At 71.1% G+C, this 24,742-nt stretch carries 21 protein-coding genes and 1 pseudogene; 10 read left to right on the top strand and 12 right to left on the bottom strand.

Annotated elements, in window-relative coordinates; translation table 11 throughout:
- Positions 1-169 precede the first annotated feature (169 nt).
- Complete coding sequence (locus ACIHFE_RS23855) at positions 170-3,343, top strand: amidohydrolase family protein (RefSeq protein ID WP_400109424.1); 3,174 nt, start codon at positions 170-172, stop codon at positions 3,341-3,343.
- 3 nt (positions 3,344-3,346) lie between these two features.
- Here the strand turns inward: ACIHFE_RS23855 and ACIHFE_RS23850 are convergent, their stop codons facing one another.
- Both ACIHFE_RS23850 and ACIHFE_RS23845 read right to left on the bottom strand, forming a co-directional pair.
- A complete protein-coding gene (locus ACIHFE_RS23850; RefSeq protein ID WP_400109422.1) occupies positions 3,347-4,480 on the bottom strand; it encodes an MBL fold metallo-hydrolase in 1,134 nt (377 codons plus the stop codon).
- Between the two features lie 178 nt (positions 4,481-4,658).
- Positions 4,659-5,378, bottom strand: coding sequence for an alpha-ketoglutarate-dependent dioxygenase AlkB (locus ACIHFE_RS23845; RefSeq protein WP_400109421.1), 720 nt, complete (start codon positions 5,376-5,378; stop codon positions 4,659-4,661).
- A gap of 1,125 nt (positions 5,379-6,503) precedes the next feature.
- Here ACIHFE_RS23845 and ACIHFE_RS23840 point away from each other — a divergent pair.
- The 4 genes from ACIHFE_RS23840 to ACIHFE_RS23825 all read left to right on the top strand — a co-directional run bounded on the left by ACIHFE_RS23840 (position 6,504) and on the right by ACIHFE_RS23825 (position 9,863).
- The gene (locus ACIHFE_RS23840; protein ID WP_400109419.1) at positions 6,504-6,815 is read left to right on the top strand and encodes a hypothetical protein; all 312 of its coding nucleotides are present in this window, start codon (positions 6,504-6,506) and stop codon (positions 6,813-6,815) included.
- 290 nt (positions 6,816-7,105) lie between these two features.
- Positions 7,106-8,875, top strand: coding sequence for a trypsin-like serine peptidase (locus ACIHFE_RS23835; RefSeq protein ID WP_400109418.1), 1,770 nt, complete (start codon positions 7,106-7,108; stop codon positions 8,873-8,875).
- Positions 8,876-9,172: 297 nt separating this feature from the next.
- Entirely contained in the window at positions 9,173-9,463 is a 291-nt protein-coding gene (locus tag ACIHFE_RS23830; RefSeq protein ID WP_400109753.1) for a hypothetical protein, read from the top strand.
- Positions 9,464-9,497: 34 nt separating this feature from the next.
- Complete coding sequence (locus tag ACIHFE_RS23825) at positions 9,498-9,863, top strand: hypothetical protein (protein WP_400109751.1); 366 nt, start codon at positions 9,498-9,500, stop codon at positions 9,861-9,863.
- Between the two features lie 21 nt (positions 9,864-9,884).
- Here ACIHFE_RS23825 and ACIHFE_RS23820 read toward each other — a convergent pair.
- A pseudogene (locus ACIHFE_RS23820) lies at positions 9,885-10,088 on the bottom strand (alpha-ketoglutarate-dependent dioxygenase AlkB); the annotation flags it as partial.
- Positions 10,089-10,451: 363 nt separating this feature from the next.
- Here ACIHFE_RS23820 and ACIHFE_RS23815 point away from each other — a divergent pair.
- A complete protein-coding gene (locus ACIHFE_RS23815; protein WP_400109417.1) occupies positions 10,452-10,817 on the top strand; it encodes a hypothetical protein in 366 nt (121 codons plus the stop codon).
- Between the two features lie 312 nt (positions 10,818-11,129).
- Here the strand turns inward: ACIHFE_RS23815 and ACIHFE_RS23810 are convergent, their stop codons facing one another.
- The 5 genes from ACIHFE_RS23810 to ACIHFE_RS23790 form a co-directional block, all read right to left on the bottom strand.
- Positions 11,130-12,371 carry a DUF1266 domain-containing protein gene (locus ACIHFE_RS23810; protein WP_400109415.1) on the bottom strand — a complete coding sequence of 414 codons (1,242 nt, stop codon included), beginning with the start codon at positions 12,369-12,371 and terminating at the stop codon, positions 11,130-11,132.
- 112 nt (positions 12,372-12,483) lie between these two features.
- Positions 12,484-13,482 (bottom strand): alpha/beta hydrolase-fold protein, encoded by a 999-nt coding sequence (locus ACIHFE_RS23805; protein WP_400109413.1) that lies wholly within the window; start codon positions 13,480-13,482, stop codon positions 12,484-12,486.
- A gap of 20 nt (positions 13,483-13,502) precedes the next feature.
- Positions 13,503-14,492, bottom strand: coding sequence for an LGFP repeat-containing protein (locus ACIHFE_RS23800; protein WP_400109411.1), 990 nt, complete (start codon positions 14,490-14,492; stop codon positions 13,503-13,505).
- A gap of 222 nt (positions 14,493-14,714) precedes the next feature.
- Entirely contained in the window at positions 14,715-16,148 is a 1,434-nt protein-coding gene (locus ACIHFE_RS23795) for a protein kinase (protein WP_400109723.1), read from the bottom strand.
- 1 nt (position 16,149) lies between these two features.
- Positions 16,150-16,965, bottom strand: coding sequence for a serine/threonine protein kinase (locus tag ACIHFE_RS23790; protein WP_400109409.1), 816 nt, complete (start codon positions 16,963-16,965; stop codon positions 16,150-16,152).
- Positions 16,966-17,721: 756 nt separating this feature from the next.
- Here ACIHFE_RS23790 and ACIHFE_RS23785 point away from each other — a divergent pair.
- Positions 17,722-18,414: an ABC transporter ATP-binding protein gene (locus ACIHFE_RS23785; protein ID WP_400109407.1), complete on the top strand. Its 693-nt coding sequence runs from the start codon at positions 17,722-17,724 to the stop codon at positions 18,412-18,414.
- On the top strand, positions 18,405-20,153 hold the full coding sequence (locus tag ACIHFE_RS23780; RefSeq protein WP_400109405.1) for a hypothetical protein: 1,749 nt from the start codon (positions 18,405-18,407) through the stop codon (positions 20,151-20,153). The genes ACIHFE_RS23785 and ACIHFE_RS23780 overlap by 10 nt, the downstream gene beginning before the upstream one ends.
- Here ACIHFE_RS23780 and ACIHFE_RS23775 read toward each other — a convergent pair.
- From ACIHFE_RS23775 to ACIHFE_RS23765, 3 genes are all read right to left on the bottom strand, one after another.
- Positions 20,143-20,889: an SAM-dependent methyltransferase gene (locus ACIHFE_RS23775; protein ID WP_400109722.1), complete on the bottom strand. Its 747-nt coding sequence runs from the start codon at positions 20,887-20,889 to the stop codon at positions 20,143-20,145. The two genes, ACIHFE_RS23780 and ACIHFE_RS23775, sit on opposite strands and share 11 nt — an antisense overlap.
- A gap of 142 nt (positions 20,890-21,031) precedes the next feature.
- Complete coding sequence (locus tag ACIHFE_RS23770; RefSeq protein ID WP_400109403.1) at positions 21,032-21,292, bottom strand: DUF397 domain-containing protein; 261 nt, start codon at positions 21,290-21,292, stop codon at positions 21,032-21,034.
- A 3-nt stretch (positions 21,293-21,295) separates the two neighbouring features.
- Positions 21,296-22,162, bottom strand: a complete 867-nt coding sequence (locus ACIHFE_RS23765) for a helix-turn-helix domain-containing protein (RefSeq protein ID WP_400109402.1) — start codon at positions 22,160-22,162, stop codon at positions 21,296-21,298.
- A gap of 137 nt (positions 22,163-22,299) precedes the next feature.
- Here ACIHFE_RS23765 and ACIHFE_RS23760 point away from each other — a divergent pair, with 137 nt between their 5' ends.
- Positions 22,300-22,767 (top strand): ATP-binding protein, encoded by a 468-nt coding sequence (locus ACIHFE_RS23760; protein ID WP_400109400.1) that lies wholly within the window; start codon positions 22,300-22,302, stop codon positions 22,765-22,767.
- 11 nt (positions 22,768-22,778) lie between these two features.
- On the opposite strand, the gene ACIHFE_RS23755 is transcribed toward ACIHFE_RS23760, so the two are convergent.
- Positions 22,779-23,570 (bottom strand): SGNH/GDSL hydrolase family protein, encoded by a 792-nt coding sequence (locus ACIHFE_RS23755; RefSeq protein WP_400109398.1) that lies wholly within the window; start codon positions 23,568-23,570, stop codon positions 22,779-22,781.
- Between the two features lie 207 nt (positions 23,571-23,777).
- Between ACIHFE_RS23755 and ACIHFE_RS23750 the strand changes: the two genes are divergently transcribed.
- Entirely contained in the window at positions 23,778-24,575 is a 798-nt protein-coding gene (locus ACIHFE_RS23750; RefSeq protein ID WP_400109396.1) for a tyrosine-protein phosphatase, read from the top strand.
- Positions 24,576-24,742 lie beyond the last annotated feature (167 nt).

Below are 24,742 nucleotides of genomic sequence, written 5' to 3'. Positions count from 1 at the left end.
CCGCCGCCCCGCCCACCCCCGCGCCCCCGGACTGCCGCACCCCGGGCCGCAGTTGCGCGGTGCCCACGTGGCCAAGGTGGTATTGACCGGCTACCCGATCTTCATGCGACCATCAGTCCGCCGCACCAGCACCCGGAGTTGACACAACTCCCGTAGCACAGGAGGACAGTTGGCCGTCTTCGAACCCGCCCCGCTTTCCAGACGCCGCTTCCTGCAGGCCACCGCCGGCACCGCCGCGGTGACCGGGCTGGCCGGGACGCTGCCTGCGGCGGCCGAGGCCGGGGAAGCGCATCCGGTCGTGCTGTCCTTCACCGGCGCGACCAATGGCGCCGGCACCCTCTCGCCGGCCGGTGACCGGCTGGTCGCCGAGGTGCAGAACATCCTGTGGTCCGTCCCCCGCAAGGGCGGCCGGGCCCGGGCCATCACGCCGGCGGATCTGGAGCCCACCCGGCCGGTGTTCTCGCCGGACGGCCGCCGGCTGGCGGTCTGCGCCTACCGGGGCGGCGGGTTCCACATCTGGACGCTGCGGCCCGACGGCTCAGGGCTGCGGCAGCTGACGGACGGGCCCTGGGATGACCGGGGTCCGTCCTGGTCGCCGGACGGCACCAAGATCGCCTTCGCCTCCGAGCGCGACGGCGATCCGGTCCAGGGCAGCCCGTACCGGGTGTGGGTGGCGGATGTGAGCACCGGCGCGCTCACCCGGGTCACCGGGCTGCCCGGGCAGGATGGCCCCCAACAGGGCGGCGCCTGGGAGGACTTCGACCCGGCGTGGTCCCCGGACGGCCAGCGGCTGCTGTTTGTCCGCGGCCATCTGGAGGGCACCACGCTGGTGGCCCGCACCATCGCCTCGGTGGCCGCGGACGGGCGCGGGCCGGTGCGCGCCGAGCACACCGAGACCGCGCAGGTGTCGGTGATGACGCCCGCCGTCTCGGCCGCCGGCCGGCTGGCCTATCTGCGCACCACTCCGGCCCCCGCCGCCTCCTGCACCCTGGTGGTGGACGGTGCCGTGGTGCCGGTGGAGGGCGATCTGGAGCCGGTTCCGCCGCGCTGGGTGTCGCGGGAGGAGCTGTTGCTGACCGTGGACGGCCAGTTCCGGATCGTCCGCGCCGACGCCGCCCGGCCCGCCGTCACCGCCACCGTGCCGTTCACCGCCGCCCTGCCGCTGGACCGGCCGCGCTACCGCGTCAAGCGGTACGACCTGGCGGGCGGCGGGGTGCGCAAGGTGCGTGCGGTGCATCTGCCCGCGCTGTCGCCCGACGCCCGCCAGGTGGCCTTCGCCGCGCTCAACTCGCTGTGGGTGGCCGACACTTCGGGTGGCCGGGCGCCGCGCCGGGTGGTTCAGGCCGACCCGGCGCACTATCTGCTCGGCCCCTCCTGGACCCCCGACGGCAAGGCGCTGATCTGGGCCGACGACCGGGACGGCCTGCTGGCCGTACGCCGCCGTGAGCTGGACTCCGGGCGGGAGAGCGTGCTGGCGAGCGGCGGCCGGGTCAGCCCGGCGCTGTCGCCGGACGGCAAGCGGCTGGCCTGTCTGGACATGAGCGGGAACCTGATCGTCCGCGAGCTGGGCAGCGGCACCGAGCGGCTGCTGACCGCTCCGATGGGCGGCGGCGGCCTGCCCGGCAGGCCCAGCTGGTCGCCCGACGGCCGCTTTATCGCCTATTGCGACCGCAACCGCCTCAATCAGCGCTTCCGTGAGGGCTACAACCTGATCCGGGTGGTGGACGCCGCCGACGGCGCCTCCCGGCTGCATGCGCTGGCCCCGCATGCCTCGGTCTCCGACCGCTTCGACTCCGGCCCGGTGTGGTCACCGGACGGCAAGTCCATGGCGGTGATCAGCGAGTCGGCGCTCTGGCTGCTGCCGGTACGGCCGGACGGCACCCCCGACGGCGCCCCGCGCCGGCTGACCGAGGAGGCCGCCGACCACCCCTCCTGGTCCGCCGACTCGCGCCGGCTGCTGTATCTGTCCGCCGGGCGGCTGCGGCTGCTGACCGTGGCAGACGGCACCACCCGCACCATCCCGGTCGCCCTGGACTACCGGCGGCCGGCCCCGCCGGACACCGTGGTGCACGCCGGAAGGTTCTGGGACGGCACCGGCAGCACGGTCCACGAGGACGTGGATGTGCTGGTGCGCGACGGGCGGATCTCGGCCGTGGAACCACACCGCGCCCGCCGGGGCGCGGCCCACACCGTGGACGCCTCCCGGCGCACCGTGATCCCCGGACTCTGGGACGCGCACACCCACCCCTGGCAGAGCACCTACGGCGGGCGGCAGACCGCGCTGCAGCTGGCCTATGGCATCACCACCGCGGTCTCGCTGGGCGGGCCCGCCTATGAGCAGGCCCGGATCCGGGAGGCGGTGGCCGCCGGGGCGCTGGCCGGGCCGCGTCTGCTGACCTGCGGCGAACTGCTGGACGGGGCCAGGGTGGCCTACAGCATGGGGCGCGCCCACCGCACCGAGGAGGGGCTGCGCCGCTCGCTGTCCCGGGCCGAGCCGCTGGACTGGGACTTCGTCAAGACCTATGTGCGGGCGCCGGGCTGGCTGATGGCGGAGGCGGCCCGGTTCGCCCACCAGCGGCTGGGCGTGCGCAGCGGCAGCCATCTGTGCACCCCGGGCATCCAGCTGGGGCAGGACCTGACCACCCATCTCCAGGCCACCCAGCGGCTGGAGTTCGGGCATGCCACCACCGCCACCGGTCGCGCCTACCAGGACCTGACGGAGATCTACACCGCCGGTGGCTTCCATATGATCGCCACCGTCTTCACCTCCGTCCCGCTGCTGGGCGCCGATCCCCAGCTGGCCGAGGACCCCCGGGTGACCCGGCTGATGCCGCCCTGGGACCGGGACCTGGTGCGCAAGACGGCCGGTACCGCGCCGGACGACCATCAACTGGCCACCCTGCGCACCGAGATCGAGGTCTACCGGCGGGTCCTGGCCGACGGCGGGCTGGTGGCGCTGGGCACCGACGCCCCCCTGGTGCCGGTGGGGCTCTCACTGCATCTGGGGCTGCGGGCACTGCACCGCCATGGCCTGTCCCCGGCCGAGGCGCTGCGTACGGCCACCCTGATCCCGGCCCGGGTCTTCGGCGCGGAACGGGACCTGGGCACCCTGGAGCCCGGCAAGCTGGCGGATCTCACGGTGGTGGACGGGGATCCGTTCACCGACTTCGACACGCTGGTACGGACCGAGTCGGTGCTACGCGGCGGAGTGCCCTTCTCCCAGGGCGAGTTGGTGAGCTCCTACCAGGAGACACCGCAACACGCCCGGCCCGCGCACGGCGAATGGCTGGATGTGGGGCGTCAGTTGCGGCGTGACTCCTGCTGTGAGCACGAACACGGCTGATCCTCAGACCGCGATGGGCTCCGGCGGGGCCGGTGCGGGCGCCGGCGCCGTGCCCGCCGGGGCCCACCACCGGTCAGGCGCCAGTCCGGTGGCCGGTTCGAAGGGCTGCCCGGGGCGCGGTACCGCACACCGCGTCCCGGCCTCCCGGGCGGCGGCCACGCTCAACTCGGCCGGATCCGCCCAGGGGTGGGGCGCCAGCACAAAGGTCCCCCAGTGGATCGGCATCATCAGCTCGCCGCGCAGGTCCAGATGGGCCCGCACGCCCTCCTCCGGGGTCATATGGATGTCGGGCCAGAACTCCGAGTAAGCCCCGACCTGCACCATGGTGGCGTCGAACGGCCCGTATCGCAGCCCGATCTCGGCGAAGCCGGGGAAGTAGCCGGTGTCCCCGCTGTGGAAGATCCGGTGCTCGGGGCCGGCCACCACCCAGGAGGCCCACAGGGTGTGCTGGACATTGCGCAGCGCCCGGCCGCAGAAGTGCCGGGCCGGGGTGGCGGTGAGCGTCAGCTCGCCGACGGTGGTGGACTCGTGCCAGTCCAGCTCGGTGATCTGTGCCGGGCGCACGCCCCAGTGCTCCAGGTGCGCGCCCACGCCCAGCGGCACCACAAAGGCCGTGCCACGGGCGGCCAGTGCGCGCACGGTCGGCATGTCCAGGTGGTCGTAGTGGTCATGCGAGATGATCACCGCGTCCACCCGTCCCACCTCGGCCAGCGGCACCGGCACGGGGTGCAGTCGCCGGGGGCCGGCGAAGCCGAAGGGCGAGCAGCGCTCGGACCAGACCGGGTCGAACAGCACCCGGTGGCCGTCGATCTCGGCCAGCACACTGGAGTGTCCCATCCAGGTGAGGCGGAGCCCGGAGGCCGCCGGGGTGGCGAGATCGGCCACGGTGGTCGGGTGCACCGGAATGGGGTGGGCCGGGGTGCGCCGGGCGCGCTCCTCCTTGCCGAAGTAGGTCGGCAGGTACTTCAGCATCGAGCCGGAGGGCTTCCGCGAGACGCCGAGCGGGTTGATGAACACCCCGTCCGCGAAGTTGGGCGACCGCCGGATGCGGGCCAGCCGTTCCCCGGCCGGATCGGCCCCGAACGCCGCCGGGCGCAGGGCGTCGAGCGGGGAGCTGAGCGAGCGGAAGCCGGGCACGGCACCTCCAGGAGGTGAGAGGGCAGGTTCCGTCATTATCCGCCGGGCCCGGCCGGCCGTTCCGGGCCCACCCCCGTTCACGGCCCGGACGGCCGGCCCGGCGGCCGACGGTGCCCCACTGTGCAGCCTGCCGCCGCGCCGCGCATCCGGTTTTCGAACGCGGCCGGTCAGGGCCTGGTCACAGGCCGCTGACCCGCAGGGTGATGTTCAGCCGCCCGGCCAGGCCCAGTCCGGTGGGCGCGGTGCCCGGGATGATTCTGGTCACCCCGTGATAGGCGAGCCGCGTGGGCCCGCCGAAGACCATCAGGTCGCCGCTGCGCAGTTCCACATCCGTCCAGGGGCGGCCGCGCCCCTCGGTGTTGCCGAAGCGGAACACACCGGTGTCCCCCAGGCTGAGCGAGACCACCGGGGCGTCCGACTTCTCGTCGCTGTCCCGGTGCAGTCCCATCCTGGCGTCGGCGTCATAGAAGTTCACCAGCGCGATGTCATACGCCTCCGGGCCCGCCGGCCGCCGGTACGCCCGCGCCACGGCTGCCCGGGCCAGGGCGTCCAGCCGGGGCGGGAAGGGTTTGACGGGCGCTCCGTCGCCGTCCACTACGGTGCGGGCGTAGCCGTAGGGGTACCAGTGCCACCCGGGGCACTGCGGATTTTCCCGTACCGACTTTCCGCAGTTCGGGCACCGGGGCACCACGGCCCAATGCCAGCCCAAGCAAACCTGCCGCACTGACATCGTGCCCCCGCCAGGCGTGCGCACCGTCCGCAGCCCGGCCGGCGGCCGTGCCCACTCCCGGCAGGCCGCCAGCAGCTCGCGCTGAGCGTCGAGATCCAGCCAGTCCGGAACGTGAACGGCGCCAGGGGCGACTTCCGCCTGGTCGCGCGGGAACAATCCGTCTTCCACCGTTCCCATGTTCGCAGCTGACGCTTACTGCTTGGAAACGTCGCCGATGAGCGCCAGCGCGTGCGATCCGCCAGGTACGTAGAAGCGACGGCTACCCACGCCGCCGATCGCTGCGCTCACCAGTGCTGTCCAGTCCATCACACCAGGCTGCCATCTCTGTGCGTGGAGCCGACACCAGGCCCGGCACCGTGCCGTCTTGACGAGAGACCATCCCCACTGTGCGGGGCAGACCTGTACAGCACGGGCATCGCGCGGGCTGCGCCCGAATCATCCCCGCGCATGCGGGAATCACCAAGCTCAGGAAGTGCCGGCCCCGCGCACGCGGGGTTGGTCCCTCGAACACGAGCCGCATGCGGTTGTGGTCGGTGTCGGTCCCGCGCGTAGGGACGGTCCGCATGACCGCAACCACCACCGCCCCCACCATAGGTCGGCCCCGTATGGTCCTCGGTGCACTACTCAGCGGGATCAGTGCCGCTCGTGCTCAGCAGATCGGCACCGACCTCCGCGGTGTTAAGCGCCCGCCCAAGAAGGGTGAGGATCTGTCTGCTGAGTGAGTCGGGCGCCGGATATCGGTGGCTCAGGTCGGGTGGCCTCGGCGATGTCAGTCAGTGAACTCTCCTTCCATACGCAGGATTTGGCCACAGCGGTAAATTTTTGTCATTGGCGGGAGCTCGCCACTACGGGGTAAGTGTGGTGTCGTACTGTCGCTGTTGCTGCTGCGGCATCCCGGGCAGGGGGCCCGGTGGGGAGACCACGGCGGCGAGCCAACGATCTGGCTGACCTGCTCCAGGACCGGTTCGGCGATGTCCTGGACGATGACGGCTACGAATGGACCCCAAAGTGACTGCACTTGCCCGGGCACGGCTTGCCTCGCTCCTCCTGATGGCATTCGCCTTTCTGGTCTTGTGCGGGGGACAGCCTGTTCACGCGGAAGACCAGAAGCGGGCCAGTGACAGATCCTGGTGGCTTGCAGTGTCTCCCGACCCCGACGGGAACGAACCGGAGAGCCCCCCGGAAATCGCACCTGGCGCCGCCGTGTCGCTCATGCTCAGAACCAGTGGGGGCATGCTCCCCAAAGGCGAATCCTGGACATTGCAGTCGCCGGCCTTCGTTTCCGATGTCCCCGTGAGCAGCACGGATGCCACCACCATTGGCAAGAGCCTGAAGTGGAAGATCATGGCAACGGCGCACATCCGCCGCGATGCCGCGCCTGGCTCCTACCCCATCACCGTCCCGGGGCTGCACGACGACAATCATCGCCCCCTTCGGGCATCGATCACGGTCACCGACTCCGGACGGGGCGCCGCTGCTGCCCGTCATACGGATACGCCGCTGTGGGTGTACGTCTCCACGATTGGCTTGGCGGCCGTTGCCCTCGGCGGTTCGGCCTGGTGGCTTCTGCGGCGGAACCGCCGCGCCCGCCAGTCCGCCGAGTAGCCGGACAGCCCGGGGTTCCCATCGACTCTATTTGAGGTGAATTCTTCTTGTTATCCCTTGCGCACATACGGGTGCGCCGCTTGGCCGGCGCTCTCCTCCTGGCAGGCATGCTGGCCGGCGGGACCGGCACGGCCACCGCGGCAGCAACGCCCCAGCCAGCGCCGTCCCCTTCCGCCCCGGGTACGGCGTCCCGGCCGCCCTCGGCGTCCTCCGACCCGACGGGCGGCACCGCGTCGCCGACCCCACCTTCCGCAGCAGCCGCGGCCGAGGCGTACTGGACCCCGCAACGCATGGCAGCCGCCAAGCCCTTCCCCGTGGACCGCACCAAGCAGCCCACCACCTCCCCAAGAGCACCGAGAACGCCAAGAGCGCCCGGCAACGACTTCGACGGCCTGCCAACCGTCGGCCAGATCTTCATCCCGGCGGCGCAGGACTATTTCTGCACCGCCTCCGTCGTCTCCTCGCCCGGCCATAACATCGTGCTGACCGCAGGGCACTGCCTGGATGACGAGGACGCCGGCAAGCCACTCGCCTTCGTGCCGCAGTACACCAAGAACAAACCGCAGCCGTACGGGATCTTCCCCCTGCTGAGCTGGTCACCGAGGCACAACAAGATCTGGATCGACGCCCGCTACTACTCACGCGGCCACCAGCACGGCGCACCCTACGACGCGGCGTTCCTCAAGGTCGGCGCCAACACCAACGGGAAGCAGGTGGAGGACGCCGTCGGCGGGAACCGGCTGAAGACCGACGCCGGCTACGAGCACAACAACGTCCACCTGATCGGCTACCCAGGCGGTCACCCTCGCCCCAAGACCTGCACCGCGCCCACCACCAAGTACACCAGCACCGACCCGAACATCCCCGGCTCCTACCTGCGCATCGCCTGCGACGGATACTCACCCGGGGTCAGCGGCGGCCCGTTCCTGGCAAACTTCGACGAGAAGACCAAGACAGGCGACGTCATCGGCGACATCGGCGGCTACAAGACCGGTGGGCCTACCGACGACATCTCCTACAGCTCCTACTTCGGCGCCGACATCAAGAACCTCTACGACCAGGCGGTCGCCGACCACCGTCCCGAAACCAGCGTCCTGGGAACCGCGGCGACGTGGCGGCACGCCCGGCTCCTGGCCTCGGGGAACTACACCGGCCACGGTGACGGCACCATGGACATGATCGTGGTGTGGACCGACGGCGAGGTCACCCTCTACACCGGCGACGGCAATGCCACCTTCAAGGCAGAACGGCAGTTGCTCAGCCCCAACAGCACCTGGAAGCACGCCAAGGCGATCACCGGCGGCGACTACGCAGGCAGCAACCTCTCCGACCTGCTGGTGACCTGGTCAGACGGGGAAGTATCGCTGTATCCGGACGTGGACCTCAGAGGCTTCCACCAAGAGATCCAGCTGGCCAAACCCGAGTCGATCTGGAAGAAGGCCGAGCAGATCGCCGGCGGGAACTTCGGCACCAACGGTTACACCACGGATCTGATCGTGCGCTGGGCCGACGGGGAACTCACCAACTACACCAAAGTCAGCAGCCAGGGCTTCGGCACCGAACACCAGTTGCTGAAGCCCAACGACCTGTGGAAGAAAGCCACCTTGACCACCGCAGGCGACTTCTCCGGAAACGACTACTGGGACCTGCTGGTCCGCTGGTCCGACGGCGAGGTCTCTCAGTACCAGGACACCAACGCCGCAGGCCTGGGCAAGGAGATCCAGATGGCCGCACCCCACACCATCTGGGAACACGACATGGCCATGACCGCGGGCAGCTTCAACCACAACGGACACCCCGACGACCTCATCGTCCGCTGGTCCGACGGCGAAGTCACCGACTACACCGACACCAATACCAAGTTCGGCACCGAACACCAACTCGTCGCCCCCGACGGACACTCCATCGCCAGTGACAGCGCCGAGAGCGCTGACGACCAAGGCACAACCGACAACACTGACAGTGCCGACACTCCCATCACCAACCCGACCGACAACAGCGACACGGACAGCGACAGTGATCCTGCCAGCGATGCCACCGGAACCAGCAGCATCGAATAGCCGCCATTGACCGCCCCCGCCACTCAGTCGGGGGTGCGTCAAGTTAACGGGTCTGGCTCACATTCGGTGGTAACGGAGCGTCGCTAACGTCACCATCGGTACGTATCGGACCCCATAGGCGCTCTGGCCTGGGGATTCGTCAACCGTCACTACGGACGTCCAGGGTGAGCGGCCTCTGCTCAACGGACATCCGACAGTCGGGCCGACGCCCGGCTTTGATGCCGCCCAACTCCAATGACCTGCAGGGTTTTCGAATCGTCGCCTTCAAGAGCATGATACGACGCTCCCTTACCACCGGTGACGCTTGACGAGATCCGCGCTATCTCCTCCAGGCTCTCCGAGTGCCGCTTCGACATCGACGGGCACGTCGCGGACAACGACTACCAAGCCGTCGAGCAATCCGCGTACGAAATCCGTGGGGCCACCGACGCAGGTCGGCTACTCCCCCTCGTCCGTCGAGCCATGTTGCTCCTGGCGCTCCGCGACGGCACACCGCCTCCAGCCGCGGGAGCGCTTGAGGCCCTACCAGAAACCGCTCCCGCTGAGGCCGGCCATCCGGCCCTCCCACTGGAGGAGCTGATGCCGTGACTCCAAGCGGGAACTGGAGTCCCATGAGGAGGAGTTGCGCAAGATCTGGTGCGACGAGGACGACGCTGCCGAACTCGACGGGTACCTGTACGACGCGCGGTTCGATGCCGTCCGGGATCGAGCGACCCGAGCCGGACGGCAGCTTATGGAACTGTGCGAATACATCCGTGAGGAACTGTGCCCAGAGCTTGTGCACAGCACAGAGCAAGGTCGCATCGAGGACGCGCTCCGAACGCTCGCGGCCATCGACATCGCCGGCAAGGAGGCCCCGAACGCGTACAAGGTCTACGAGGTGGCGCTGTCGGAACAGTACGAGCGCAGCCCCTCCTCGCTGGGAGCGATGGGCGAGCACCTCATGCTCTTCGAAACGTGGATCGCCTCCCAGGAGCCGCCGCGGTGACCGACGACGGGGCACTTGGTCCCAGTGCCACCCCAGGCACACCTGCCGCACCGACATGCTGCCCCCGCCGGGCGTACGCACCGTCCGCAGCCCGGCCGACGGCCGGGCCCACTCCCGGCAGGCCGCCAGCAGCTCGCGCTGGGCGCCGGGGTCCAGCCAGTCCGGCACATGGACGGCGCCGGGGGCGATCTCCGCCTGGTCGCGCGGGAACAGTCCGTCTTCCACCGTTCCCATGGTCGCAGCCGACCTGCACCGCCGGGAAACGCCGCCGATGAGCGGCACCGCACCGGTCCGCTACCGCACGAGCGCCACGGTTGCAGCGGTGACGGCGCTGCCACATCCGCTACTCCCTGACCGCACCGCGAGCCGCACCTCGCATACCGAGTTCTCCCGGGCCGGTGAGGACCCGCGAGCCGTGCCCCGTGTGACGCAGCGCACTGCACCTTCGTTTTCGCACCCATGCGCAACACGGCCTCGTCGATGCACGATTTAAGCGTCCGGAGAAGCGAAGCAGGAGGAGCCGCCGCAGTGAAAACCATGGCAGAACGAGAGAGCACGGCCCGAGCGCACCGTCGCCCAGGCCGATTAATGGCACTCTCCCTGGCCGTCGTCTGCTCGCTGTCTCTTGGAACGACCGCGTGCAAGTCCGAGAGCAAAACGAAGGACCGCGTCGAAGTGTGCGTCAAGGTTCTCAAACTGACGCTCTTCAACCCCGTCCCCGGCGACGCCGGCAAGGCCCGCAAGGACGTGCACGAGCGCGCCGACAAGCTCGACGACCTCGCCAAGGACGCGCCGGACGGCGACCTGCGCAAGGCCATTGAGTCCACCGCACGGTCGTTGCGCAACGCCAAGCCGAAGGACCATGGGGCTCGTAGGGTGGACCGCTACATCACCGAACAGAACGACCGCCTCAGGGAGTTGCGGCAAACCTGCACGGACATGAAGAAATATTGACCTCTGGCACGGATCAAAAGCGCGGGTGACGCGGGCCGAGGGAAATACCCGCCGCACGCCCATCCGGGCATTGGGGCCGGCACATCCCGCACCGTTGCCCGGCTGGGCGCCTCAAGACGTTCCCCCGACCCTTGAGGCGCCCAGGGCTGAGACGGCGACTTTCACGAGCAGCAGCACGCCCAGGAAGTGCTCCCCCAGCCTGCCCGGCATGGCACCCGTTCCACGCAACTCCGGCCGTGTCGGCGACAAAACGCGCCGCCGGTGCGAGCGCATCTCACTGTCCCGCCGCGTCAAGTGACGTGGGCTCGCGGCCTATTCGGCCGCGAACGGCACCGTCAGCCAGGGGCCGTCGGGGTCCGTGGCCAGCGACCGGTGGGCCTCCAGGACGTCCGTGTACCAGGGGCCGAACTCCTCCTCGTCGAAGTGCAGGCACCGCCCGAGGACGTACCCGGCGGAGAACTCCGCCCAGGAGCCGTAGGCGTCCCGTGCCGTACGGCTCGCGCGCTCGATGGCCGTGTGCATCTCGGGTTCGGTCGCATAGCGGGCGCCCCGGCCCCAGCGGGCCATCTTGGAGGCGCGGCCGATGTCCCAGGCGGCGATGGTGTCCACCCGGCCGTCGGGCGGCAGCAGGCCGTCGGCGCGGAAGCGGGCCTCATAGCGGAGGACCTTGCCCACCAGGTCGCGCAGTTCCACCACGAACGCCTCGAACTCCGGGTCGTTCTCGGGGACTTCCACGTTGGCGCGCAGCGTCGTCTCCACCCAGTCGCGCCACAGTGCGGGGTCGACGCGGCCACCGCCCCGCTCGCGGGCGAGGGTGCCGCGTCCGCCCAGGACGAAGTCCCAGTGCCAGGGGCTGACTTCGCGGTTCAGGAGCCGCTCCTGGACACCGAGCCAGTCCTCGCGGCTCGCTACGCCCCAGTAGTCCGCCAGGCGTTGGACCTCGCCCCGGTATCCCATGCCGTGCCAGTGCACGGTGTTCCAGGCGTCGCCGTTGCCATGGCAGAGATGGGCGCCGCAGGCGAGGCCGTGCAGCAGGGCGGCGGGGGCGCCGGTGCGGTGGGTCACCGTGCGGTCCATCAGCTCCTCGGGGGAGAAATGGTCGTCGTGCAGGCCGAGCCAGGCCTGGCGTTCCCCGTCGTCGGTCTGGAAGAACTGCTCGCAGGGCGTGCCGGCGTTGATGAAGAGGACATCGACGTGGCCGGGGAGGATCCGGGCGAGGGCGCCGAGGGTCGCGTACTCGTAGACCAGCTGGGGATGCGGTCGTGGCAGCACGCCGGAGGTGTAGACCTGCGCCACGGTGCGCCCGTCGGGAACGTCGACGAGCAGCATGGGGTACTCGTCCTCGCCGGCCGCCCGGGCCTCTTCGAGCAGTACGGGATAGTAGACGCCCTCCGCGGCGACCGCCCGCAGATAGCCGAGCACATCGCCGGACCGGCCCAGTTCGTAGAGGTGCTGCTCCAGCTCGGCCGGGGCCTGCCAAGGGCCGCCGTCCTCGGGCGCCGGGATGTCGGGGAAGATCTCGTCGTGGAGTTCGTCCTCGGCTACCGCGTCCATGGGTGGTCCTTCCCGGTTCTGCTCATGATCGGGTAGGTACGGTACCGGCGCTCTCCTCTCGGTCCGGACGCGGGGCGGGCTGCCGCCCCGCGCGACGAGCCGCCTGTGCGTGCTATGCCTTGCGGAGACGGTCGATGATGCCGTCGAGGTCGTTCTGGAACAGGTCCGGGCGGACGAAGTGGCCGCCGGGCACCTCATGCCATTCGAAGGGGATGCCGGCCCGGTCCAGGAGACCGCGGAACTCCCGCTGGGTCTGCAGCACGCCGACCTCGTTCATGGTGTCGAACCAGTTGATCGGTTCGGGGCTGGTGCCGGCGACCAGGAAGATCCGCTTATTGCGGTAACTGTCCAGGCGCTCGCAGGGGTTGTCCATACTGACCCGGTTCTGGTCCCAGGGCACGCCGTAGACCGTGCCACCGGCCAGGTCGAGGGCGGCGGAGGAGACATTGGCCCAGTGGACGACGGCGCCGGGGATCCCGGCGACGGGGCCGCGCAGGCTGGCCGGGCCGGAGTGGGCGCTCACCGAGGCGAAGTGGCCGTAGTACTTGGCCGCGTACTTCAGGGCGCCGAAGCCGCCCATGGAGAACCCGGAGACGGCACGGCCGTCGTACTCGGCGAAGGTCCGGAAGTTGGCGTCGATCCAGGGGAGCAGCTGGTTGATGTGGAAGCTTTCCCAGTTCCGGGGGCCGACGTTGGAGGTGACCGGGTTGCAGTACCAGCCCGCGTGCCCGCCGTCGGGCATCACCACGATGATGGGCTTGCCGGCGGTCCAGTCCCGGATGTGCAGCCGGTCGAAGGTGATGAAGTCCTGGTCGGTGCCGCCGCCGTGGAACAGGTAGAGGACGGGGTAGGTGCGTCCGCTGGTGTGGTAGTCGTCGGGCAGCAGCACATTCACGGCGGGGTTCCAGCCGATCTCGGGTGTGCTGAACCGGTAGTACCACATGCGGGGATCGGCCTCGCCGGCTTCCATGATGTGCAGGCCGAAGCCGTCGTTGGCCGCGCTGGCCGCCGACGCCGACGCCAGCACGCTCCCGGCGCCGAGCGCCATCGCCGCGGACAGCCCTCCGGCGGCCTTCAGCACGCTTCTGCGGGTGGGACGGTGCTCGCTCAACCTAGCCTCCTGATAATGAGTCAGTTCTTGGTGATCCAGGTGCCCTTGGCCGCGGTCCAGTGGATGGTGACGGCCTGGAAGCGCTGGGCCTTGCCGCCGCCGGCCTCATCGGTCTCGTCGGTGACCGGGTAGCCCAGCGCCTTCTCGCGGCCCGCGCCCTGGAACGCGTCGTAGATGGCGCCCTGCAGGGGATGGGCGCCGGTCTGCGGCGACCACAGGAACAGCCCCCGCTCGAAGACCTGGTAGCGGCCCTTGGTGCCGTCGGGCGCCGCCGCGGCGTCGGCCTCGTCCATGGTCGGGAAGCCCCAGTGCCGTTCCGCGTCGGTGGCCCAGAACTTGGCCAGGATGTCGCCGTGGACCGCGAAGGCCGCGTCGGGATGCCAGATGATGATCCCGTTCTGGAACAGCTGGAAGCGCCCGCCCAGCGAGGAGTCCTCCTCCGCGCGGACCGGCGGGCCCAGCACCCCGCCACGGCCGCCCAGGCTGTCGTACTTGGCGCCGATGGTGCCGTAGGGCTGCCAGGCCTCCTCCCGCTGGTCCCGGGCGGTGCCCTCCACCTGGTCGTACTTCAGGGGGTAGTCGGAGCGCTGGACGGCCTGGGCCAGCTGGCCGGCGGTGCTGCCCTCCATGCGGGGCTCCATCTGCTGGGCGACCTCGAAGAACTTGTTCGCCGCGTAGTCCACGTCGAGGATCTGCTCCCGGGTGCCCCAGCCCTGGGAGGGCCGTTGCTGGAAGACGCCGAGCGAGTCGCGGTCGCCGCAGTCCAGGTTGTTCATCCGGGACTCGACCCAGCCCGTCTCGAAGCCGGCGAGCATCACCTTGTCGGACACATTCCGGCGCTGGCCCACCTCATAGACCTTGCGGGTCACCGCGATGTCCCGGTCCGGGGGGATATAGCAGTAGACCGTGGCCGGGGCCTTGTGCCCCAGCGGGCCGGGGATGCGGCCGGCGGACTGCGCCCAGGCGGGGTGGGTCAGGGCGGACACGGCCGTCACGGCCAGCAGCGTCATCGTTCTGAGTCTCGTGCGTGGTGATCTCATGCGTCGTGATCTCGCGCGTCGTGCGGCTGGGCCACGCACGTGCCTGCTCCTTCGGGTGGGAAGGGGAACGGAGTCATCGGCCCACGCCTGAGCCCGGTGGTGGCCGACGGCCGGAAAGGTAGCCCCGTGGCCGCCGGGCGAGACATCCGGAACGTTCCGGGGCGGGCGGCCTGCCCCCGGCGAGCGGCCGCCCTACCGCAGCGGGGTGGGGCGCGGGCACTCGGGGACCGCGGGGCGGTCCTGGGTACGGACGGCCGGCAGCCAGGCCGTGGAGCGCTTGGCACCCGCCGGGAGCCGGACCCGGAACCACTGCGCGGACTGGGTGCCCGCCTCGTCGATGATGGGCATCCCCTGTGGGAGCCGGCACTCGACGGCCAGGACGTCCCCGTGCCACACCCGGGTGGGCACCACATTGTCGATGGTGTACGGCTGCAGGGGGTCGATCGCCAGGCCGAGACTGCACTGCGGGCTGCGGTCCTTGCGCTGCCGGCAGCTCTGCTCGATGTTGAACACCCGGATCCGGCCGGAGGTTTGGGAGATGTCGCCGGCGGATCCCACGGCTGCGGGATGGCCGGCCGGGGCCTCGGGCGCCATAGACGACCAGATCGCCGCCGCCGCTCCGCATCCGGCGGCGGCCAGCACGGCGGCCCGAACCAGCCTTCGCCGGCGCCTGGTTGGCGGGGCAGCGGGGTGCCCGGCGGTGGCCGGCCGGGCGGCGATGCGTGCCAGCAGGCTCTCGGCGGTGTGCACGGCGCGCTCGGTGTGGGTCGGCGCCAGGCAGTCGGTGGCCAGCTCGCGCCAGAACGGCGGCATCGCCCCGGCCAGCCGCAGCGGGGCGCGTCCCTCGGCGTACTCCTGTACCGCGGCTCCACGGGCGGCCGGTGTGGCACCGGGAAACGGAGCGGCACCGGCGGCGAACGCCTCGTGGATCATGATACCCAGGGCCCAGATGTCAGCGCTGGGCCGGACCTCCACGCCTTGCTCGCCGAGCGGGGCCTTCCAGCGCTCGGGCGGCAGGTAGTCCAGGGTGCCCATCGGGGGTGCGTAGCCATGGGTGCCATGGGTGCCGGTCAGTTCGGTGGCCAGCCCGAAGTCCGAGAGCCGCACCGAACCGTCCGCCATGAGCAGGACGTTGTCCGGTTTGAGATCCCCGTGCACCCAGCCGCTCCGGTGCAGATGGGCCAGCCCCTCGCAGATCCCGGTGAACAGCCCGGCCGCCTCGGCCTCGGTCACCCCGGCTTCGAGCAGCGGCCGCAGGCTGCCCCGGGCCCGCTCCATGACCAGCACGATGGCACCGTCCAGGAATGGGTGGTCCGGTGCGCTGAGCACCAGGGAGTCAAGCAGCCGGATCAGCCTGGGATGGCCGGTCCGGCGGCCGAGTTCGACCTCCCGCCGGGCGGTCTCGGCCACCTTGCGGGCCTGGCTGGGGGCGAGTCCGGCGGTCGGCAGGACCTTGAGGGCCACTTCCTCCGCACCGTCCGTGTCGTCAACGGGGCGTGCGGCGTAGACCGTTGCCCAACCGCCGGACGCTATCGGGCCGGTGACCTCCCAGCGGCCGATGCGGTAGCCGCACGGCAGCGCGTCGGTGCACTCATCCCGTCCCTCCCTGTCAACCCGGGCGTCCATGTCATCCCCCGAGCTGTCGGCCGGGCCATGCACCGTCTCCTCCTCCGGTCCGGGGCGGCAGCAGCCCAAGGTGATCCTCCCTCACCAGCCCGAAACGCAGGGCGAGTCCGACGATCGCCTCCCGCTTGCCGTTGCGGCGGGCTCCCCTGACGGGTCCGGGCTCGGACGGAGCGCTGATCCGCATCTTCTCCTCGGCGAGGTAGTCGATATGCGAGCTGACCGCCCGGGCCGTCAGCTGACCGCAGGCGGGGTGGGTGCGCAGCCGCTCGACGATCTGGGGTGTGGTGGGCACGGCCAGTGGTGACTCGTCCCGCAGCCTGGGTTCGCAGAGCGCGAGCAGGACCAGGAAGTAGATGGCCGTCTCGTCCAGGGAGTAGGCGGTGACGGTGCGGGTCCCGCGGTGGCCGCCCATGCCGTCGGGGTCCAGATAGAGATGGTCGGGTGCGAACACCTGGAAGGCGACGGTGGAGTCGCGGCGGGTGGGCAGCACCACCCGGGAGAACTCGAAGGGGATGGGCGCCCCGGCTCGCCGCGGCGGCACCCTCAGATACTCTCCCGCACCTTCCGGGTTCTCCACCAGATAGCTCTGGGTCGTACTGTGGTTGCTGAGCTGCCAATGGTCCTCGGTCACCCGGATCTCCCCCGCCAGCCGGGAGATCGCCGCGTCAACGAGACGGAGTTCCACGGGGGTCGTCGCGGAGCCCCGCCCGAACCGCGCCACCTCTCCGGCGCCCAGCCGCAGGGTCACCGCCTCACCACGCGGTTCCCCGCCGCCGTCGCCGACCCCTGGCGGCAGATAGATCACTACCCCGCTCACTGCCCCCTCCTCGCCCCCCGTCACCGGTCGTCACGCATGCCGAACGTTACCCTTCGGGCACATTCCGCGCGGGCTTCCGGGACTTGGCCTTGGCCGTTTTCGCCACTTGGGCGCCGCTGGGGAGTTGGCCCGCCGACTGCCTGCGGCCACGGCCCGGGCCTTGCAGTATCGTGTGGCCGTTCGGGGCCTGTTCGGGGCCTGTCCAAGCCCCCATGGGGGCGCGGAATCCGGTCGGGTGCCGACGCTGTGCCGGGGACCCGGCGCTGACCTCCATGGCCGGCGGGATGTCCACCCGGCCGCCGCGCAGCCGCGGTCGGCGTGCCAACTGACCCGAAGGCACCGGGTACTTCAACAAGCCCGGGCTGGGCCCCGCCGCAGGACCGACCGAGGAGAGCCGCGTGACCAGGCCCGGGGGGCGGGGACGGCTGCCCCGTCGCATCCGGGTTCTCCCCGGCCCTGATCCCCGCCCGCTGCCTCCGGCGGCCCGGAACACCCGGGCGGGCCGCGCCTTTGACGCCGTGCCCACCACTGACGCCATGCCCACCACCGGGCATGCCCGGGACCGGGCACCGGCAGAACTCCGCCACCCGGCCCGGACCGGCCCACGGCCACCGGCTACCGCACCCGCTCTCGTAGCCCCCACGATCCGCCCACCGCCAAGGGCGAGTTCGCCCTGACCGAGACGGTACGCCGCCCGTCGCCGTCCCCACCGGGCCGCAACCGGCCCGCCCGCACCCGACCACAGGGAATCCCGCCATGCCCCCTTTGCTCCAAGCCGAAGACCTCACCGTCCACTACGGCGGTGCACCCGTCGTCACGGGCATCAGCCTGCGGGTGGATCCGGGCCGGTGTGTGGCCCTGATCGGGGCCAATGGCTCGGGCAAGTCGACCGTGCTGCGGGTGCTGGCGGGGCGGCAGGCGGCCGACGCGGGCAGCGTGGTCTTCGACGGCGGGCCGGTGCGCGAGCAGGATCCGCGCTTCCGCCGCGAGGTGGCGGTGTCCATGGACGGCGGGGAGTGCTTCCCCGACCTGACCGTGGCCGAGCACATCCGGATGGTCGCCGCCGCCCACGGTCTGGGCTGCCGGGCGGCCGGGGCCGCCGCCACCGTGCTGAACCATCTGGGGCTGGCCGCCCATCACGACGCCTTCCCCGACACCCTCTCCGCGGGGCAGCGCCAGGCCCTGCTGCTGAGCGCGGCCCTGGTGCGCCCGGCCAGGCTGCTGATGCTGGACGAGCCGGAGCAGCGCCTGGACGCCCGGGCCAGGGAGCGGCTGGCCGAGGTGCTGCGGGAGACCAAGCGGGCGGGCACCGCCATCGTGCTGGTCTCGCATGACCGGACCCTGGTGGAGGCCGTCGCCGACCAGGTGGTGCTGCTCGCCTCGGGGCGCTGTGTGGCCCAGGGCGAGCCCGGGCGGGTACTGGACGAGGAGGCGGCGCCGTGGCGGTGAAACAGGCCGGCGGGGCCGCCGCGCCGGGGGTGCCGGAGGCGGTCCTCGATCTGACGGCCGCCACCGCCGGGGCGCTGGCGGAGGTACGGGCCGCCCGGCACGGCCGCTCCGGACGCTCCGGACGCCTCCGCCCGGCGGGGATCTGGCAGGCCCTGTTGGCGCTGACCGCCGTGGTGGTCGTGGCGGCCGGAGTGCTGCGGCTGGCGCCGGCCGCGGGACGGGCGGTGGGCGCGCCCGCCGCGTCCGGCACCGTACTGGCCCTGACCACGGGCACCGGTGCGATGCTGCTGGCCGTCCTGCTGTGGACGGCGACCTGGCTGGGTCCGGTGCTGCTGACCGGATATGAGGTCACCTGGCTGCTGCCGCTGCCCGGTGACCGGGGCCGGCTGCTGCGGCCCAGGCTGCTGACCGGGCTGGCGGTGGCTGCGGGCGCCGGTCTGTGCGGTGCGGTCCCGCTGGCCGCGGCCGCCGGGGCGGCGACGGGTACGGCCTCATTGGCCACCGTGGCGGTGGCGGTGCCGGTGGCGGTGGCCGTCGCGCTGCTGGCGGCGGGGGCCGGGGTGCTGACCCAGGCCCGTCCGGACCGGTCGTGTCGGGTGCGGGCCGCGGCCGCCGCGCTGGGCGTGCTGGGGGCGGGGGCGGCGGCCGCCTCGGCGTCCTGCCCGGCGCTGGGCGGTGCGCTGGCGGTGAGCGGGCCCTGGGGCTGGGCGGGCTGGGCGGTCGCCGAGGCCGCCCGGTCACATCCCTGGCCGGCCGTGGCGGCTGCGGCGGTGCTGGTCGCGGGAGCAGTGGGGCTGACGGCGTATGCCGGCCGGCTGCTGGCGGACCTGCCGGCGGCGGAGCTGGCCGCCCGGGCCCGGCACGGCTCGCGGGCCGGGCAGGGGGCGGCACTGCTGGAGGTGCGCGGCATCGCGCTGGTGGCGCAGTCGGTGGCCCGGGCCGGACGGGGCAGGGCCCGGTTCTCCCCGCGTGTCTGGGTCGCCCTGCGCCTGCCGGGCGGCGGCGCCTGGCCGGTGCTGCTGTGGCGGGACGCGGTGGCGCTGCTGCGCCGGCCTGCCCGGATCGCGGCGGCGGCGGGGTGTTCGGCGGCGGGTGTACTGCTGCTGCACCTGATGCGGCGGTGGGGGCAGTCCCCCCACCATGCTGCGGTGAGTGCCCCTCAGGCGGCGCTGCTGGGCTGGGCGTTGGTGATGCCGCTGTATCTGGCGGCCTCGGCGCTGAGCGAGGGCGCCCGTCAGGACACCGACAACCTCACCCGTACCCGGCTGCTGCCCTTCGCGCCGCGCACGGTGGCCCTCAGCCACTTCGCCGTCCCCACCGCCGTGCTCTGTCCGCTGGGGCCGGCCGTCGCCTGGGCCACCGCCCGGCTGGCCGGCCTGCCGGCCGCCGACTGGCAGCCCTGGGCGCTGGTCAGCACGGTGGGCGCGCCCGCCGCGGTGGGGGCCGCGCTGATGACGGCCTACCGCGGTGCGATGCGTTACGACCTGATGTTCGCCTCGCTGGACTGGTACGGAGTGCTGCCCTTCCTCCTGTGGTACACGGCCCCGGTGCTGCTGTGCACGGTGGTGGCCGCGCCGCTGTTGTGGCAGGGCGTGGTCTCCCCGTACGCGCCGCTGGGCCCGGCCGTGGTCCGGCTGGCGGTCGCCGCCGTCGTGGCGCTGGGCCTGAGCGGCTGGCGGGTCGGTGCCCAGGCCCGTGCGCTGACCCGGACCACGGCCGGGGAACGGGTCACTCCTTGACGCCCACCCCGGCGTAGAAGGCCACCCTGGCCAGTTCCTCGGCGGTGGGCGGCTCGCCCTCGGGACGCCACAACGGCGCCTGCACCACGCCGGGTTCCAGCAGTTCCCAGCCGTCGAAGAAGGGCACGAACTCGGCGAAGGAACGCACCGTGAGCTGGGCGGTGGCGTTCTTGTAGGAGTCGGCGGCATCACCGTCGATGTGCCGGTGGAAGTCGCCGGTGCCATGGGTGAGCACCAGACAACTGCCGCTGGGCAGCGCCTCGCCGAGGGCGGTGAGGATGCCCGCGGGGTCCTCCTCGTCCTTGATGAAGTGCAGGACGGCCACCAGCAGCAGGGCCACCGGCTGATCGAAGTCGATCAACTCCCTTACCACCGGGTGTTCCAGGATGGCCTTGGGCTGCCGCACATCGGCCAGCACAAAGCCGGCGTTGCCGGCGTGGGTGAGCTTGGCCCCGGCGTGGGTGGCCACAATGGGGTCGTTGTCGACATAGACCACCCGTACATCCGGGTCCGACTCCCTTGCCACCTCATGGGTGTTGGGCGAGGTGGGGATCCCGGTGCCGATGTCGATGATCTGGCGCACCCCGCGCCGTACCACCTCGCGCACCGCGCGGTGCATAAAGGCCCGGTTGGCGCGGGCGCTGGGACGGGCGTCGGGCACCAGCTGGAGGACGCTCTCGGCGGCCTGGCGGTCCACCTCGTAGTTGTCCCGGCCGCCCAGGTAGTAGTCGTACATCCGGGCCGGGTGCGGTCTGCTGGTGTCTATCTGCTGGGCCGTGAATCCCTGGCCGGCCGGGTCCTGTTCGTTCACGCGGTTTTCCCCCTGCGTTGTCTTTGGTGCCTCAGTCGGCTTCGGTGCCTCAGTCGGCTTTTGTGCCTCAGTCGGCCACGCCGGAGCCGGCGAGCAGGAAGTCGGCCTGCCCGTCCTTGGCCCCGCGGATAAAGGTCTCCATCTCGTGACGCGTGTAGATCAGTGCCGGACCCTCCGGATCGGTCGACTGGCGCAGCGCCACCCGGCCGTCCCGCAGCCGCATGGCCTCGACGCAGCTTCCCCCGTTGCCGCCGCTCCACGGCTTGTGCCAGCCCTCCGTACCGAGGTCGGCGGCGGGCATGCCGTTGTATATATGGTCCAGATCCATGGTTCAGATCTCCTTACGAATGCCACCCAGGAATGCCTTGGTGGTATGTGCCGGCGCGGCCTGCGCGCACATCCGGTCCAGCGCTTCGAGAAAGGCCGAGACATCATCGCGCTGGTCGAAGTACGAGGCGCCGATGAGGTTTTCGGCGTAGGCGATGTCCGGGAGTTCCTCGATGGGGAACCGGAAGATATGGAACGGTCCGTACATGGCCGGGTGCGGACCGGAGGCGAAGGGCATGACCTGGAGCCGTACATGGGGCAGTTCGGTGGCCTCGATGAGCCGGGAGATCTGCGCGCGCATCACTTCCGCTCCGCCGATGGGCCGGCGCAATACGGTTTCGTCCATCACCACCCACAGCAGCGGGGCGTTCTCCCGGCCGAGCAGGCTCTGGCGTTCTTGGCGGACGGCCACTCCGCGCTCGATCTCCTCCTGCGGGGCGTGCGGCTGGCCGGCGCGCAGGACGGCGCGGGTGTAGTCCTCGGTCTGCAACAGGCCGGGGACGTAGTGCGGTTCATAGGCGCGGATGACGTTGGCCTCGCCCTCCAGGCTCACAAAGGCGCTGAACCATTCGGGCAGGACATCACGGAAGCGGTGCCACCAGCCGGGTCGGTTGGCCTCCCGGGCGAGTGCCAGGAATCCTTCGATCTCGGTCTGGTTGTGCACGCCATAGAGGTGCAGCAGTTTCTCGACGTAGGGGATTTTCAGGCCGACTTCGGCCTTTTCCATCCGGCGTACCGTGGCATGGGTGACGTCCAGTGCCTGGCCGGCGTCCTGGAAGGAAAGCCCGGACTTCTCCCTGAGGTCCTGAAGCCGCTTGCCGAGCACCACGCGCAGCACGGTCGGGGCCCCGGTCGGCCGTGCGTCCCCCATTGTCCACCCCCTCCAACTCCCGTCATATGCCAGCAGTGTGCCATGCAACCTGTCGGGCGGACAGAGTGTCCCGGTCGATTCTGCAATTTGCAGACTGAAGCTTGCCACACGTCCGTCACATCGCACATAGTTGCGGAGTGGTCCCCTCCCAAGACGCACCTTCCCTGGGGCGCCTCGGCGGCCGCCTCACCGGGCGCCCGCAGGACGCCCACTCCTACTCCTTCAACTTTCCGGCTCTCAACGCCTGTGTGACGGAGGCCCGGCGACGGGTTCTCACGCGGCTGCGCGAGTGGGGAGTCGATGAAACGGCATGCGATGACGCCCAGTTGGTGGTGTCTGAACTCTTCACCAACGCGGTGCGGCATACCGACAGCGAAAAGGTGAGCTGCCAACTGCGGTTCAGTGAAGCGCATTTGCGCATAGAGGTGGCGGATCAGGGGCGTGCCGCCACGGAGCCGCGGGCGCGCTGCAGCGGCGCGGATGAGGAGAGCGGGCGCGGGCTGCTCCTGGTGGGCGCGCTGTCCAAGGCCTGGGGGGTCCGGCCCGACGACGCCGGCCGGGGCCGCGTCGTCTGGGCCGATCTGCCGCATGGGCGGCCGGTCTGACGGTGTCCCAGCTATAGCGGCAGCAGATCCGGGCGCTTGGGCTCCACATGGTCGCCGGAGGACTCACCGCGCAGCCGGCGGCCGATCCAGGGCACCAGGTGCTCGCGGGCCCAGTGGATGTTGTCCCGGCGCACCTCGGCGGGGGTGCGCTCCTCCTCCGCCGGCCATGGCTGGTCCGGGTCGGCGGGCACCTGGAGGCCCAGCACCTGCGCGGCGCGCAGCGCCACCCGGGTGTGCCCGTCGGCCGACAGGTGCAGCCGGTCCTCGCTCCAGGCCCGCCGGTCCTGCACCGAGCGCAGCGACCACAGGTCGAGCACCGGGCAGTCATGCCGGTCGGCGATGGCCCGGACATGGGCGGTATAGGTCGCGATCTTGCCCCGCAGATGGCGGAGCACCGGGACGTCCCGGGTGTCGAAGCCGGTGCACAGCAGCACCGTGCCGACCGAGGAGGTCAGCTCGGCGACGGCCGCCGCATAGCGCTCGGCCACATCGTCCGGGTTGCTGCCCGGCCGCAGAATGTCATTGCCCCCCGCGCAGAACGTGACGAGATCGGGCCCGAGTTCCTTGGCCCTGGGTACCTGCTCCTCGATGATCTGGTCCAGAAGACGACCGCGAACGGCGAGGTTGGCGTACCGGAATGTGTGCTCTTCCCGCTGATCGGCCAGGAGTACGGCCAGTCGGTCGGCCCAGCCGACGAAGGTGCCGTCGGGACCCGGGTCCCCGACGCCCTCGGTGAAGCTGTCCCCGACGGCTGCGTACGACCCGATCGCGCTCTTGTTGATTGAATTCGAATCGTCTGCCACGTCAGCACATCTTTCACCCTCCGGAGTGACCTACGCCACCGTAACCAGGGGTTGACGAGCCGTGATGTATCCCACCCCGATTTGGTCACCTACGGAGGAATACGCCTGCCGGGGGCTGCCGGGCGAGCTGATGACCCGTAAAACCGGTGTCGTAAGGTCAGTCACCCCGCCGGCGACGGTCGCCGGCGGCCGACCCTAGGAGCGCCCGTGACCCAGACGCCGCATGTCCCCGCCACCGAGCCGGAGCTGGCGGGAGTGCGCAACTTCCGCGACCTGGGCGGTCTGCCGGCCGCCGACGGCCGGCGGGTACGGCCCGGCGTCCTGTTCCGCAGCGGCCATCTGGCCAAGGCCACCGAGGCGGACGCGGCCTATCTGGCCTCGCTGGGCCTGCACACCGTCTTTGACTTCCGCAACGCCGCCGATATCACGCTGGAGGGCCCGGATGTGGCGCTGCCCGGGGTGCGCTATGTCAACCTGCCGCTGAGCGACCCGGCCGACGGCAGCGAGTTCTGGGAGATGGTCCGCGACGGCGGCATGGCGCAGCTGCGGGCGGTGCTGGCCGAGGGCCGGGCGGCACAGCGGATGGCCGACTCCTACCGCCTGATCGTCACCACCCGCACCGCCGAGCACAGCCGGGTGCTGCACGCGCTGGCCGAGGACGCGGTGCCCGCGCTGATGCACTGTGCGGCCGGCAAGGACCGGGCCGGGCTGTCCATCGCGGCCGCCCTGCTGGCGCTGGGCGTGGACCGGGAGGCCATCGAGGCGGACTATCTGGAGTCCAATGCCCCGCACCGCCGCTATGCGGTCAGCCGGGGCGACGGTGCCGTCTCCCCCGAGGTGATGGAGCTGCTCTCGCCGCTGTTCGAGGCCCGTGCCGAGTATCTGGCCGCCGCCTTCGCGGCCATCGACGAGACCTGGGGGACGAACGAGCGCTACCTCTCCGAGGGCCTCTCGCTCGCCCCGGCCACCGTGGAGCGGCTGCGGGAGCGGCTGCTTACCGACTGAAACCCAGCGGCTACATTCTGTCCGATTACCGGCTTCCGGCCGGAAGTTGGCCCCCGGTAGCGTCTGCGCGCATCAGGAGCGGGAACCGCCGCGACCGGACGGGAGAGATTGTGTTCACTGGGGGCGCTGAGTGATGCCTGGACAAGGCTGTCAGGGATCAAGACGCC

The organism is Streptomyces sp. NPDC052396, from assembly GCF_044593195.1.
Lineage (GTDB): Bacteria > Actinomycetota > Actinomycetes > Streptomycetales > Streptomycetaceae > Streptomyces.
The sequence above is the reverse complement of the archived record's forward strand: the minus strand, read 5'-3'. Positions and strand labels throughout refer to the sequence as shown.

What these genes read in the sequence shown, in the direction of transcription:
- ACIHFE_RS23810 (WP_400109415.1), bottom strand. Translation starts at nt 12,371, where the DNA reads ATGGACGCGGTAGCCGAGGACGAACTCCACGACGAGATCTTCCCCGAC.
- ACIHFE_RS23835 (WP_400109418.1), top strand. Translation starts at nt 7,106, where the DNA reads ATGGCAGCCGCCAAGCCCTTCCCCGTGGACCGCACCAAGCAGCCCACC.
- ACIHFE_RS23815 (WP_400109417.1), top strand. Translation starts at nt 10,452, where the DNA reads ATGGCACTCTCCCTGGCCGTCGTCTGCTCGCTGTCTCTTGGAACGACC.
- ACIHFE_RS23795 (WP_400109723.1), bottom strand. Translation starts at nt 16,148, where the DNA reads ATGGACGCCCGGGTTGACAGGGAGGGACGGGATGAGTGCACCGACGCG.
- ACIHFE_RS23770 (WP_400109403.1), bottom strand. Translation starts at nt 21,292, where the DNA reads ATGGATCTGGACCATATATACAACGGCATGCCCGCCGCCGACCTCGGT.
- ACIHFE_RS23765 (WP_400109402.1), bottom strand. Translation starts at nt 22,162, where the DNA reads ATGGGGGACGCACGGCCGACCGGGGCCCCGACCGTGCTGCGCGTGGTG.
- ACIHFE_RS23800 (WP_400109411.1), bottom strand. Translation starts at nt 14,492, where the DNA reads ATGACGCTGCTGGCCGTGACGGCCGTGTCCGCCCTGACCCACCCCGCC.
- ACIHFE_RS23775 (WP_400109722.1), bottom strand. Translation starts at nt 20,889, where the DNA reads ATGTACGACTACTACCTGGGCGGCCGGGACAACTACGAGGTGGACCGC.
- ACIHFE_RS23785 (WP_400109407.1), top strand. Translation starts at nt 17,722, where the DNA reads ATGCCCCCTTTGCTCCAAGCCGAAGACCTCACCGTCCACTACGGCGGT.